The 12,926-nt window shown below is 55.7% G+C and carries 14 protein-coding genes; 2 read left to right on the top strand and 12 right to left on the bottom strand.

Annotated elements, in window-relative coordinates; all coding sequences use genetic code 11:
* Positions 1 to 85 precede the first annotated feature (85 nt).
* On the top strand, positions 86 to 1,483 hold the full coding sequence (locus tag ACULM0_RS13865; RefSeq protein WP_463678132.1) for an alanine/glycine:cation symporter family protein: 1,398 nt from the start codon (positions 86 to 88) through the stop codon (positions 1,481 to 1,483).
* A 58-nt stretch (positions 1,484 to 1,541) separates the two neighbouring features.
* Here ACULM0_RS13865 and selD read toward each other — a convergent pair whose 3' ends face one another.
* From selD to ACULM0_RS13835, 6 genes are all read right to left on the bottom strand, one after another.
* The gene (selD, locus tag ACULM0_RS13860) at positions 1,542 to 2,555 is read right to left on the bottom strand and encodes a selenide, water dikinase SelD (RefSeq protein ID WP_463679890.1); all 1,014 of its coding nucleotides are present in this window, start codon (positions 2,553 to 2,555) and stop codon (positions 1,542 to 1,544) included.
* 82 nt (positions 2,556 to 2,637) lie between these two features.
* Entirely contained in the window at positions 2,638 to 3,321 is a 684-nt protein-coding gene (locus ACULM0_RS13855; RefSeq protein WP_463678131.1) for a hypothetical protein, read from the bottom strand.
* Positions 3,318 to 4,016 (bottom strand): hypothetical protein, encoded by a 699-nt coding sequence (locus tag ACULM0_RS13850; RefSeq protein ID WP_463678130.1) that lies wholly within the window; start codon positions 4,014 to 4,016, stop codon positions 3,318 to 3,320. Before ACULM0_RS13850 ends, ACULM0_RS13855 begins: the two co-directional genes overlap by 4 nt.
* Positions 4,016 to 4,870, bottom strand: coding sequence for an ABC transporter ATP-binding protein (locus ACULM0_RS13845; protein WP_463678129.1), 855 nt, complete (start codon positions 4,868 to 4,870; stop codon positions 4,016 to 4,018). Before ACULM0_RS13845 ends, ACULM0_RS13850 begins: the two co-directional genes overlap by 1 nt.
* Positions 4,870 to 5,448, bottom strand: a complete 579-nt coding sequence (locus ACULM0_RS13840) for a TetR/AcrR family transcriptional regulator (protein ID WP_463678128.1) — start codon at positions 5,446 to 5,448, stop codon at positions 4,870 to 4,872. The genes ACULM0_RS13845 and ACULM0_RS13840 overlap by 1 nt, the downstream gene beginning before the upstream one ends.
* Before the next feature lie 42 nt (positions 5,449 to 5,490).
* A complete protein-coding gene (locus tag ACULM0_RS13835; RefSeq protein ID WP_463678127.1) occupies positions 5,491 to 6,045 on the bottom strand; it encodes a helix-hairpin-helix domain-containing protein in 555 nt (184 codons plus the stop codon).
* Positions 6,046 to 6,127: 82 nt separating this feature from the next.
* Here ACULM0_RS13835 and ACULM0_RS13830 point away from each other — a divergent pair, with 82 nt between their 5' ends.
* The gene (locus ACULM0_RS13830; RefSeq protein WP_463678126.1) at positions 6,128 to 7,477 is read left to right on the top strand and encodes a D-alanyl-D-alanine carboxypeptidase family protein; all 1,350 of its coding nucleotides are present in this window, start codon (positions 6,128 to 6,130) and stop codon (positions 7,475 to 7,477) included.
* Positions 7,478 to 7,549: 72 nt separating this feature from the next.
* Here the strand turns inward: ACULM0_RS13830 and ACULM0_RS13825 are convergent, their stop codons facing one another.
* From ACULM0_RS13825 to nadD, 6 genes are all read right to left on the bottom strand, one after another.
* Positions 7,550 to 7,933, bottom strand: a complete 384-nt coding sequence (locus tag ACULM0_RS13825; RefSeq protein ID WP_463678125.1) for a RidA family protein — start codon at positions 7,931 to 7,933, stop codon at positions 7,550 to 7,552.
* Between the two features lie 19 nt (positions 7,934 to 7,952).
* On the bottom strand, positions 7,953 to 8,597 hold the full coding sequence (locus ACULM0_RS13820) for a helix-turn-helix transcriptional regulator (protein ID WP_463678124.1): 645 nt from the start codon (positions 8,595 to 8,597) through the stop codon (positions 7,953 to 7,955).
* 31 nt (positions 8,598 to 8,628) lie between these two features.
* Positions 8,629 to 11,082, bottom strand: a complete 2,454-nt coding sequence (leuS, locus tag ACULM0_RS13815; RefSeq protein ID WP_463678123.1) for a leucine--tRNA ligase — start codon at positions 11,080 to 11,082, stop codon at positions 8,629 to 8,631.
* A 256-nt stretch (positions 11,083 to 11,338) separates the two neighbouring features.
* A complete protein-coding gene (rsfS, locus tag ACULM0_RS13810; RefSeq protein ID WP_463678122.1) occupies positions 11,339 to 11,692 on the bottom strand; it encodes a ribosome silencing factor in 354 nt (117 codons plus the stop codon).
* Positions 11,685 to 12,269, bottom strand: coding sequence for a bis(5'-nucleosyl)-tetraphosphatase (symmetrical) YqeK (gene yqeK / locus ACULM0_RS13805; RefSeq protein ID WP_463678121.1), 585 nt, complete (start codon positions 12,267 to 12,269; stop codon positions 11,685 to 11,687). The genes rsfS and yqeK overlap by 8 nt, the downstream gene beginning before the upstream one ends.
* A complete protein-coding gene (gene nadD, locus ACULM0_RS13800; RefSeq protein WP_463678120.1) occupies positions 12,253 to 12,909 on the bottom strand; it encodes a nicotinate-nucleotide adenylyltransferase in 657 nt (218 codons plus the stop codon). The genes yqeK and nadD overlap by 17 nt, the downstream gene beginning before the upstream one ends.
* Between the last annotated feature and the right edge of the window lie 17 nt (positions 12,910 to 12,926).

The raw sequence follows: 12,926 nt of genomic DNA, 5'->3' as shown, positions 1-12,926 counted from the left end.
TGTAATTATTCCGTTTTCTTAATAAATTCTAAAGTAAAACGAGAAAACGGTCGCATTTATCTATCTTAAAGGAGGGTTTCTATTTATGGCATCATTGATGGACATCATCGGATCGATCAACAGCTTCGCATGGGGCGGAATCATGATTTTCTTCTTAGTAGGTACCGGTATCCTGTTGACTTTCGTCACCCGGATGGTACAGCTGAGAAAACTCGGATTCGCCTTCAAACTGCTCTTTTCTAAAGACACTGAAGGCGATGGAGACATCACACCATTCCAGGCGCTCATGACATCACTCGCTGCCACCATCGGCACCGGAAATATCGCCGGTGTAGCCGCTGCAATCGCGGCCGGTGGCCCCGGTGCAGTTTTCTGGATGTGGGTGACAGCCGTCTTCGGCGGAGCTACGAAATTCGGTGAAGCATTGCTCGCTGTAAAGTACAGGATCACCAATGAGAAAGGTGAGAAGTCCGGCGGACCCATGTACTACATCAAGAATGGTATGAAAGAGAAGTACGGTGGCAACTGGGCATGGCTCGGTTGGGCCTTCGCTTTCTTCGGTTTCGTGGCCTCATTCGGAATCGGTAACATGGTACAATCTAATTCTGTAGCCGCTAGTATCGAAACGAGCATCCAGGTATCACCCGTGATCACAGGTCTTGTCATCACGGTCGCTGCCGGCGCCGTGATCATCGGTGGTATCAAGAGCATCGGTCGCGTGACGGAAAAAATCGTTCCCTTCATGGCTGTGATCTATATCATCGGTTCGCTCATCATTATCTTTTCCAACCTATCTTTCCTACCCAAAGCCTTTGCCATGATCTTCGATAATGCCTTCAACGCAAGAGCCGTTGGCGGCGGTCTGCTCGGTACAGTCATCCGCTTTGGTGTGGCCCGAGGTGTCTTCTCCAACGAAGCCGGCCTGGGTTCTGCACCCATCGCCCACGCAGCCAGCAAGAACAACGATCCCGTTAAACAGGGTATCATCGGTTCACTCGGTTCCTTTATCGATACACTCGTCATTTGTACGATGACGGCTCTTGTCATCCTTATCAGTGACATCGTCACGATCGATGCTTCCGGCCTTATGGTCGTGAAAGACGGTCTATCCGGTGCCGCCCTCACGACACGGGCCTTCAACCAGGGTCTTCCTGGATTCGGTGACATCATCGTTTCCTTCGGTCTCGTTTTCTTTGCCTTCAGTACGATTCTCGGATGGTACTACTACGGCTCCAAGTGTTTCGAGTACATCACGAACGTCGATGCCGTCAAATACTACAAAATCGTATACGTAGGTCTGATTTTCGTCGGCGCCATCTCCAAGCTCGATGTCGTTTGGGCCATTTCCGATACCTTCAACGGTCTCATGGCCATCCCCAACTTGATCGCCCTTGTGGCCTTGAGTCCCGTGATTGCCACGATGCTCAAGAACTACGAAGCGGGCAAATCCACAGTAATCACAGAAGATTACGACCCAGAGTAAAAACATTCCATTTTAACGATAAAGAAGGACCCGCCGGGTCCTTCTTTTCATTTTTGAATCATTTCAATCGAATGGCTCTCTCTTCCGATGGAACCACGCGACCGATGACCGCGTAAGCCGTCGTGAGATTCTTCTCGAGTTCCTCCAGTACCGTTGCGAGCGATTCCTCTGGCACGGCCATTAAGAGGCCGCCCGACGTCTGGGGATCGAACAGAATATCCGAATAGACCTCGGGAACATGGTCTTCAACGGTAAGATACTTCCCGGCGTAGGCTTTGTTACGCCCGGTCCCACCGGGACCGACCCCCTGCTCGGCCAAGGCCACGACCCTGGGCATCAGCGGGATCTGGCTATGGTCGATCTCCAAGGTCACTCCACTCGCCTTTGCCATCTCGTAGGCGTGACCGATCAGGCCGAAGCCCGTTACATCGGTGGCGGCCCTCACACCGCCCTTGGTCATGGCCTCTTTGGCCACGTCATTGAGCGTCACCATGATCTCCACGAGCGCGCGAACTTCACTTTCATCCATAAGTCCCCGCTTGATCGCCGTGTTCAGAATCCCTGTCCCCAGGGGCTTGGTGAGCACCAGAACGTCCGAGGGTCTCGCCGCAGCATTGGTCACCACGCGATCAGGGTGGACGAGGCCCATGACGCTCATCCCGTATTTGGGTTCCTTATCATCGACAGAGTGCCCTCCGGCGATCACGGCTCCCGCCCTCATGACCACGTCGGCACCGCCCCTCAGGATGTCGCCGAGCATGTCGGCACACAGCGACGAGGGAAAGCCCACGAGGTTCAACGCCAGTAGCGGGTCGCCCCCCATGGCGTAGATATCGCTGAGGCTATTGGCCGCAGCGATCCGACCGAAGTCGTAGGGATCGTCCACGATGGGGGTGAAGAAGTCCACCGTCTGAATCACAGCAATTTCATCGGTGAGCTTCACCACCGCGGCGTCATCCGCAGTATCGAGACCGACCATCAGCCGATCATCTTGAAACTTGGGTAGCTGATGCAGAACCTGCATCAGGGTCTCAGGACCGATTTTGGCGGCTCATCCGCTGGCCGAAACCATTTGCGTCAACCGCGCATTTTCATTCGTTATGCTCAAACTACCTCACCTCCTCTTTTCATCAAAGTACAGTATACCGCAGAGATCAGGGTTTGTCACGTCGCCATCGGAAAAGGAGCGCGAGATAGACAGCCGCCTGCAGCATACCCACCAGGCCCATCCAACGATCGCCGGTCAGAACGCCGGCCATCGACCAGCCCATGGGCACGATCTTGGCCAAATGATGATAGGGAGATGGAAGGTACACGTGGAGCATGGGGAGCAGCCACAGAAAACCCAAGCCCTTGGCCACCACAAGCCCTCTCACCTGATCCGGCGAGAGGCGCCACAGGAGAAGCGTGAAGAGATAAGCCGACAGCAGGTACCCGAGACTGATGAGTAACGTCATAGGCGCCCCAGGTGCCAACCAACCGGAAACCGTCCATCCGGTGTAGACAAACGCCAGCGCCATGGGCAGCAGTGTTTTCATGAACACGTAGGTGCCAGTGCCCAGCGGCGTCCCCCTCAAATAGCCGATCACGCCATCGTCCTGATCCGCCAGGATCGAAAAACCGGCGACGAAGGCCATCAGGTAGGCCGGCGTGAAGGCGAACCACAGATCGAGCGCGGGCCGTACCCACAACCAGCGGTAAGACCTCGGTAGCAGCTGAGGGACAAAGTCCAATAAAAGGGGCACGAAATAGAAAATACCGATGGGCAGGACCAACATCGGAAGGAGCAGACGATCCCTCGAGAGGGCGCGGACTTCATAACGCAAGAGACGGATCATCTATCTTTCACCTCCCCCCGCACGACGAGCGGAGGATACTTCCCGGCCACCCAGGGCTGTAGGACCAGTATAGCCATTACCACGTACGCCAGACCAAAGACCACACTGGTCGTCCCCGGCAAAGCGTCCGCCACCGCCGCCTCGAAAAGCACCAGCAACCAATGGGTCGGTAGAAAACGAAACCAGGTGTCCGGCACCCATCCCACGGCAGGAAAGACAGGCGAGAAGAGAACCAGTGCGAAGCCCAGCGTGGAGAAAAAATAAGCGGCGATGGTCCGGTTCTTCAAGGCGAAATAGGAACCGACCAAGGTAAAACCGTAAGCACCGATGAAAAGTACGGGCAGGACCAGGTACCAACGGCAGGCGACGCCACCGATGAGGGCAATACCCGTACCGCTGATCGTACTCACGATCCCAAAGGCCGCCGACCGATCGAACAAGCTTTGAGTGGCGCTCACCGGTGTTTGCAGACGGTAGAGAAGGGTCCCCTCCGTCCGCTCGAAGTAGAAGAGGCCACCCGTGAAAAAGATTCCGATGACCGAGGTGTCAGTAAAGAGTAGCAGCGGGTACAACCATACGCGCGTAGAAACGTCCAAAAAGGAGAGAAGGAAACCGTAGATCACCGTCAGCACGACATAGAGCATGACGATTTGATAACGCACGAGCATCCGTAATTCCCAGATAACGCCCTTCATCAGCGCTCACCGGATTTCTCGGTCACGGCCACGAAGACATCGTCCAGCGTGGGTTCCGAAGTGTGCATGGAAAGGATCTCGCCCGTCAGGCACCGTAGAAAAGCCTCGTTTCTCTCGAGCCCTTGCAAGGGAAAATCGTGTCGCTCCACCGCACCATCGACACGCGCGACCACCGAGCACCTGAGCGAACCCATGGCGCTCCTGAGCGCGGCGGGCGCGTCCAGCGCTCGGATCATCCCCTGATCGAGCAGGGCCACCCGATCGCAGAGTGTTTCGGCCACGGTCATGTCGTGGGTGGCGAGCAAGATCGAGGCACCCTCGCCCCTTTTCTGCTCAATGTAGCGGACCACCGTCCGCTTGAGCGACGGATCGAGTCCCGAGGTCGGCTCATCGAGAAAGACCAGCTCCGGTCTGTGGAGGAAGGCGCGGATCACCTCGAGTCGCTGCCGCATGCCCTTAGAATAGGTAGCAACGCGCTGGTCGATCGCCGCTTCGAGGCCGAGGGCCCTCATTTCAGTGTCGATGGGAGCCTCGGTTCCGTGGAGGTCCAGGGCCAAGCGCAAGTTCTCGCGCCCTGTCAGGCGCGTGTACAAACGGGGCACCTCGTGGGCAATACCCAGGCGACGGTAGAAGGCTTTTCCGCGCTCCGCCGGGTCCTGTCCCAAAACCCGCAGTTTCCCGCTGTATCCGTCCAAGAGCCCCGTCATGAGGTGCGTGGCCGTGCTCTTACCCGCCCCACTGGGTCCGAGCAGACCCAAGATCTCCCCGCGGCTCACTTGAAAACTCAATCCCTTTAAAACGGGAAGTTTTCCGTAGGCAAAGGTCAGCTCCCTACTTTCGATCACCGTCTCCATCACCTTTCCTCCCCCTCTCCACCTACACCCGGCATGCCGGCGATGTACAACATCACGAGTCCAGTCATGGCACGAGCGCGTTCACCGGGGTCTTCCGTCGCCCCGAGCAATGTGCTTAATCCCGATAGGAAGGCCGCCAACAAGGTCCTTCCCACCAGATCGCCGCCGATCCCGTGGTCCTCGAGCAGGTGCGAAACGAGCATCTGCTCGAGCTTTCGCCTGTGGCGGTCGAGGGGCGGTGGTGGGTCTTCCATGAGAAGCACCCGCGTCTGCTCGATGGTCTCGCTATCGAGCGATGAAAAGAAATCCGTCAGCCATGCACTGAGGTTCATCCCTTCCGGTAGCGGATCGAGGGCATGATGCGTTGTGAGCAGCACATCGATCCGCTTTATCAACGGAAGTACACAAGCGTCGAAGAGCGCCTCCTTGTTCTCGAAGTAATGGTAGAGGTTACCAATGGTCGTCCCCGCTCCGCCGGCAATCCTCCTGAGCGACGCCCGCCGATAGCCTACGCTCGCGAAGGCCCGTGTGGCAGCGAAGAGGATCGCTTTTTCAACCGAATCTTTCTTGACTTGCATTAATGATCACCTGCTTTTTATTGAATCATACGCCCACACCTCTCACCTGTCAAGACCCTTCATTCCTTTTAAGGTTTTCGTTCCGATACCGGTGATCGAGAGAAGGTCCTCGAAGGATCCCAGCGGGCCGTGGACCCTCCTGTGATCGAGAATGGCCTCTGCTGTCACCGGTCCGATCCCGTGGATGGCCATCAGTCCCTCGGCACCGAGGTCGTTGAAGTCATCCAGGGTCAAGAATCCCTCCCCCGCTGAGACCACGTCCTCATCCTTTGCCGGGATATAATAGCGCCTTCCATCAACGAGCACCTGGGTCCCGTTGATCCGCTCTTCATCGGCCGCCACGTAGCCGCCCGCCATCTCCACGAGATCCTTGAGGCGATCGTCCTCTCTGAGAGCATAGGCCCCTGGAGAAGCGACCGCCCCGGCCACGGTGACCTCGATCTTGGGCCGCAACTTGACGGTCAGTGCGCTCCCCTCTTTCTGCTGATCGAAGCGGATTCCCCGCTCCTCCACCAGATACCCCTTACCGGCCAAGATCAAGACGAAGCCCAAGAGACACAGGATCCACAGGTCGGAACCCTTCAAACGAAATCTCACAACACCACTCCTTTTTACAAATTTTTCCTTTTGACTTTTCCCCATTATACCATGATAATAGGAAGGAAAGAGGTGATGATCCGTGAAAGTCACAAGACTTTTGCTTGTCTTTATTTGCTTGGGCCTCCTGAGCCCATCCTTTGCCGTCGAAGCACCTGCGCTCAGCGCCCACGCCGCGATCTTGATCGATGCCGATACGGGCGATGTGCTTTATGAAAAGAACGCCGATACGCTGATGTATCCCGCCAGCACCACCAAGATCCTGTCCACAATCATCCTCATCGAGGACCTTTCCCTCGATGAGAAGGTCACCATCGCCCCCGAGGCCGTGGCCGTGGACGGCAGTCATATCGCCCTTGAGCCCGGTGAGGTCCTGACCGTCGAGGACCTGCTCTACGCCATGATGGTCCAGTCGGCCAACGATGCGGCCGAGGCACTGGCAATACACCACTCCGGTAGCGTCGAGGCCTTTGCCGAGGTGATGACGGAAAGGGCCAAAGAGATGGGCGCCACGTCCAGTCGTTTTCGCAATCCCCATGGACTCACGATGGAAAACCACGTGACCACCGCACGCGACCTAGCGATTATCGGCCGCTACGCCTATCAGAACGCAACCTTCCGCAAACTGGCCACCACCCCCTCTTACACGATCGAGGCCACAGAGCAGAAGGGAGAGCCCCGTTATCTACATACAAAGAACAAGCTACTGCGCGATGTGGGGGCGACGATGGTTTACAAGGGAGAGCGCGTGCCCGTTTACAACCCCGAGATCGACGGGATCAAGACCGGCTACACCATCGCGGCCCAGAACTGTTACGTGGGCACCATGGAGCGCGATGACACACGAGTGATCAGCGTTACCCTCAAGTCGAGCTCAGATAGCTACTACCCCGACATCGTGGGCCTGCTTGACTACGGTTTCGAAGCCTTCAAGCGCGTGGTGCTCATTGAGTCCGACGAGCTGGTGGAGACCGTTACCCTCGATGATCTGGAGTCGACCACCGTCGAACTCTACCCGGCCGAGACCGTGGCCAAGATGCTTCCCCGAGAAGCATCGCTGGGTGCCCTAGAGCGCACAGTATTGATCAACGATCCCCTCTCCCTGCCGATCAATGCCGGGGAGTCCCTCGGCACCATGACCTTCCGATCGAGAGATGTCTCGATCGCCACTGTACCCCTCGTCGCCAAGAACGCCTACACCGATGGCCTCTTCGTCTCCCCTGAGACCACCCTTCTGCACGAGGAAGAACCCTTCTATGACCGGTGGATGACTTCGCAAGCCAAGGGCTTCGCGCTGAAGCTCGTGATTGCCTTGATCCTTTGGCGCACCCTGGTGGCCCTGACTTCCTACCGACGCAAGATGCGGGCCTTCGAACGATCGCGACGCGAGAAAAATGGTGCGAGACGCGATGCTTCCTACCGCGATGAGTAAGCCACTGACAAAGAGAGCGTTGTACCCGATCACGGGTACAACGCTCTCTTTTCCTCTTTTGTCGCCTCTCGATTATCCTTTGTAGGCGACCATTTCGATCTCTACGCCCGCGCCCAGGGGAAGTTTCGCCACTTCAAAGGCGGCCCTGGCTGGTTTGTGGTCGGAGAAGTATTCCCCGTACACCTCGTTCATCGCGGCAAAATCATTGATATCGGCCAGGTAGACCGTCGTTTTCACCACATCGGAGAAGTCATAGCCAGCTTCTTTCAAGATGGCACCGGCGTTCTCCAGCGACTGCTTCGTCGCGGCCTTGACATCCTCCACGAGCAGCTCCTTGGTTTCGGGTACCATGGGTAGTTGTCCCGAGATGTACAGAAATCCGCCCGCTTGGATCGCTTGGGAGTAAGGGCCTACCGCCGCTGGTGCCTGGTCCGAGTGAATCGATTGTAAAGCCATTTGTCACACGCTCCTTTTCTTACTTGTCGATGCGTATTTCATCGAGGTAGTTGTAGATGGTATATCGAGAAACCTGCAGTTCATTGGCCACGTAGTCGATGGCCCCCTTGATGAGGAAAGCACCGTTTTCATCGAGCTCGCGCACGATTTCCACTTTCTCATCTTTTGTCAGGTAGATCACAGGTCTGCCCACTTTATCGAGGGAATGGCGCACGAGATCGCTGAGCACGTCGCCCACCTTTGAAATGGCCTCGCGCTTCTCCTTGATCTCATCCCGATCCGTGCGCAGGATATCCTGGAGCACATTGGTGGCAGAGATCAATTCGGTCATATCGAAATTGATGCAGAGGCAGCCCAGCACCTTTCCCTCATCATCCTTGATGAACATGGTCGAGCTCTTGAGCTCTCTGCCCACCACGCTTTTGCCCGTGTAATTGATAATATCATGCTCGTGTTTACCCTGGCGGATCTTGTTGAGGGAAAACTCTGGCATGGGTGAATCGATGCTCCGCCCCGTCACGTGACCGTTCTCGATCGTCACGATCGAATTCTGCATGTCCTCGAAATCATGGAGGACCACCTCGCAGTTCGAACCGAAGGTCTCGGCGATGCCCTTGGCGATCGGAATGAACTTCTCTAATAAAGGATGGGTCTTATTTGCCATGTAGCTGTTCCCCCTTTTGGAATCCTACGGTTTACTTGACCACGATGTTGACCAGTTTCTTGGGGACGACGATCACTTTGATCACGTTCTTGCCCTCCATGTGCTCCTGGATTTTTTCACTTGCCAGCGCAATCTGCTCGAGTTCCTCTCTGGTGGCATCCGTCGACACAGTGAGGTGATCGCGCACCTTGCCGTTGATCTGTGCCACGATCTCGATCTCGTCCTTCACCAAAGCCGCAGGGTCATAAGCCGGCCACGCCTTCACGTGAACGGATCCCTCGTGACCCAGCATCTCCCACAGTTCTTCTGCAATATGGGGTGCGAAAGGTGCCAAGAGGACCACCAGATGATCCAGACAGCTCTGGACCAAAGGCCCGTCGGGCGTTTCGGTCTCTTTGTACTTGTAGAGGTCATTGACGAACTCCATGATGGCACTGATCCCTGTGTTGAAGTTAAACCGGCCCTCCACATCCTCCGTGATCTTTTTGATCGTGGCGTGCAGCTTGTAGTTCACCGCCTTGTCTTCTTTCGTCTTGATTTGGATCGCACCTTCTGCCGCCTGGTCCTTCAGCTCTGTGACCAAACGCCACACGCGGTTAAGGAACCTGAAGGCACCCTCTACCCCGTCATCGCTCCACTCCAGGTCGCGCTCCGGTGGGGCTGCGAACAAGATAAAGAGTCGGGCGGTATCGGCACCGTACTTCTTGATGATCTCGTCGGGGCTCACGACGTTCCCTTTCGACTTGGACATCTTGGTCCCATCCTTGAGCACCATTCCCTGGGTCAACAGGTTCTCGAAGGGTTCTTCCGTCGGTGCGAACCCCAGATCGTGTAGCACCATGTTGTAAAAGCGCGCGTAGAGCAGGTGCAAGATGGCGTGTTCCACTCCTCCGATGTACTGGTCTACGTTCATCCAGTATTTCGCTTTCTCCGGATCGAACATCATCTCTTCATTCTTCGGATCCGTGTAGCGCAGATAGTACCAAGAGGAGTCCACAAAGGTATCCATCGTGTCCGTCTCACGTCGCGCCGAGCCACCGCAGGAGGGGCAGGCCGTGTGGAGGAAGGACTCCGATGTAAGCAGCGGGCTCTCACCTTTACCCGTGAACTTGACATCCTTCGGCAGAATCACCGGTAGCTCCTCTGCCGGGACGGGCACATCACCGCAGGTTTCACAGTGCACCATGGGGATGGGTGTCCCCCAGTATCGCTGGCGACTGATCAACCAATCGCGCAAGCGGTAGTTCACCGATTTATCTCCGATCCCCCGCTTCGCCAGATCATCGACGATTTTCTCGATCACATCACCCGAGGGCAAGCCGTCGTAGGGACCGGAGTTCACCAGGTACCCTTCGCCACTGTAGGCCTCTTCGAGCTTCTCGATCACGCCTTTCTCCGCCGCGATGACGGGGACGATCTCGAGGTCGTACTTTTTGGCAAAATCAAAGTCACGCTCATCGTGGCCCGGCACAGCCATGATGGCACCCGTCCCGTAGTCCATGAGCACATAGTTCGCGATGTAAAGGGGAATCTTCTTCCCGTTAACCGGATTGATCGCATGGCGACCGATGAAAAGTCCTTCCTTCTCCAGCTCCGTCGACGTACGGTCCACATCGGACATGGCGACGAGCTTCTGACGGAAGGCCTCGACACTGGTCTCATGCTCGGTTCCCGCCACCAGTTCATCCACGTAGGGATGCTCAGGCGCCAGGACCATGAAGGTGGCACCGTAGAGCGTATCGGGACGCGTGGTGAAGACCTCCAGCGAACGGTCGGATCCCGCGATATCAAAATGCAAAGAGGCACCCACGCTACGGCCGATCCAGTTCTTCTGCATCGTCCGAACCTTCTCCGGCCATCCCTCTAGCGTGTCGATGTTATCGAGCAGTCGATCGGCGTAGTCCGTGATCTTGAAATACCACTGGGCCAGGTTCTTCTTGATCACGACACTATCGCAGCGCTCGCACTGGCCGCCCACGACCTGCTCGTTCGCCAGCACCGTCTCACAGCTAGGACACCAGTTAACGGCAGATTTCTTCTTGTAAACCAGCCCCTTGTCGTAGAACTTTAGGAAGATGTCCTGGGTCCACTTGTAATAATCGGGGAAACAGGTACCCACCTCGCGGTCCCAATCGTAGCTGACACCGAGCCGTTTGAGCTGAAAGCGCATGTCGTCGATGTTCTCACGTGTCCACGCATCGGGGTGTATCTGGTTGGCGATCGCCGCATTTTCAGCGGGTAGTCCGAAGGCGTCCCAGCCCATGGGGTGGAGGACATTGTAGCCCTTCATCGTCTTGAAGCGTGCCACCACATCACCGATGGAGTAGTTCCTCACGTGACCCATATGGATCTTGCCCGATGGATAGGGGAACATCTCCAGTGCATAGTACTTGGGTTTCTCGGGATCTTCCGTCACTTGATAGACGCCGGAGGCATCCCATTTTTCTTGCCATTTCTTCTCGATCGCCGTAAAATCATATTTCATCTCAACACGCTCCTTCGGTAGTTCTCGCGGGGTGCAAAAAAAGAAAAAAGGCACCATTTTCATTAGGGACGAGCCACTCGGCCCGCGGTACCACCCTAGTTGAGCGCCTAGACGCCCCACTTCTTTTCGTCGATGTGTTTTCCAACGATGAGTTCGGAAGGCCACCGTCCCGGCTCACACCACACACCGGGTCTCTGGTACGGCTTGACTTCCTACTACTCCGCCAACATCGTCATTTCTTTAATTATGTCTTATTTTAAACATTTACAGCGGGCTTGTCAACGTCGACATCCACTTTTTTTGCATCGCTCCAAATTCTATCGAGCCCATAGTAGGCTCGTTCTTCACGACTGAAGACGTGTACCACGACATCGAGGTAATCCAATAAGATCCATGTGCCCGTGCGCATGCCTTCTTTGTGGCTCACTTCAACGGACAGATCTTCATCCACCGCCTCGGCGATCGATGAAGCGTGCTTTGTGCTCGTCCCCGAGGCGATGACGAAGTAATCGGTCATGGTCGTCAAACCCCTGAGGTCGAGAACGTCGATATCAAATCCCTTTTTATCGTCGATAATCTTAACGATTTCTTTCATTAGTTTCTCAGACAATCTCTCTTTCCTCCTTTTCTATGCTGATGATCAGCTCATTGTACATGGCCATGCTATTCGGATGGATGGCCTGTCCCTTGTCGATCACAAATTTTATGGTCTGCGAGACGGAGAAGAGCAGGGCTACGTCCAGGTTGCGCTTGGCCAGGTCCCGCAGGCGATCCACATGCAGATAGTTCCGCAAGGGTTCGATGGCATCGGCAATGTAGATGATCTTCTCTAGCCGACCCATCCCCTGTCGCCCAAAGGTGTGGTATCGGATGGCATCCAGGACTTCTTGGTCCTCGATACCGAATTCGTGTTGGGCCACCTGGGCAGCGGCATAACCGTGTCCGAGCTTCGGTTGGGCGGTGATGATCCGATCACCGGACAAGCCCTCGGCCTCTATACTCTCCAGCAACGTTTTGTCGTCATCGTACTTACAGTAATCGTGTAGGTAGGCGGCGAGCTCGGCCTTGGTCTCATCAGCGCCGTGAATCCTGGCCAGCTCTCTGGCCATGGAGACCACACCGAAGGTGTGCTCGAGTCGACTCCTTTTCACCCTGCGTTCGAGGGCTTCTTCAATCCTGCGGATCATTGGTATCACCATCGTCCATGTACAGACCGTTCTTGTAAATATACTGTTCTACGCTCTCGGGCACCAGGTACTTGATCGAAAGGCCCGATTGCACCCGGTCACGGATTTCCGTGGAGCTAATGGCCAGGGCCGGCACCTCGGTCAGGTCGATGCTGGCGCCATAGTCCGTCTGCATCTTCTCGATCTTCATCTCCACCTCGCGCCGGTCGTAGCCGGGGCGCGTGGCCCCTATGAAACTACACAGGCGGAAGAGTTCCTCCGGATCTTTCCAAGTGTCCAGCTCGCGCAGGGCATCGGCCCCCGTGATGAAAAAAATCCGATCCTGTTCATTGATCTTACCGAGAATCGCCTTGACCGTATCGATGGTATAACTAGGACCCTCTTTATTGATCTCGAGTTTCGAGACCTCAAAATGAGGGTTGGTGACGGTCGCGAGTAACGTCATGTTGAAACGATGCCGTTTGTCGCTAACCCTACCGGAATCCTTATGCGGTGGATTACCGCTCGGGATGAAGTAAATCCGGTCTAAATTGAATTTCGTGCGAATTTGCTCGGCGAGCACTAGGTGCCCGTAATGGATTGGATCGAAAGTACCGCCCATGATCCCGAGTTTGCATCCGCCCACGCAATAGATATTCACATTGACCACCTAGTCCA

The organism is Halotolerantifilum yawarlongkerapense (assembly GCF_054506745.1).
The sequence above is the reverse complement of the archived record's forward strand: the minus strand, read 5'-3'. Positions and strand labels throughout refer to the sequence as shown.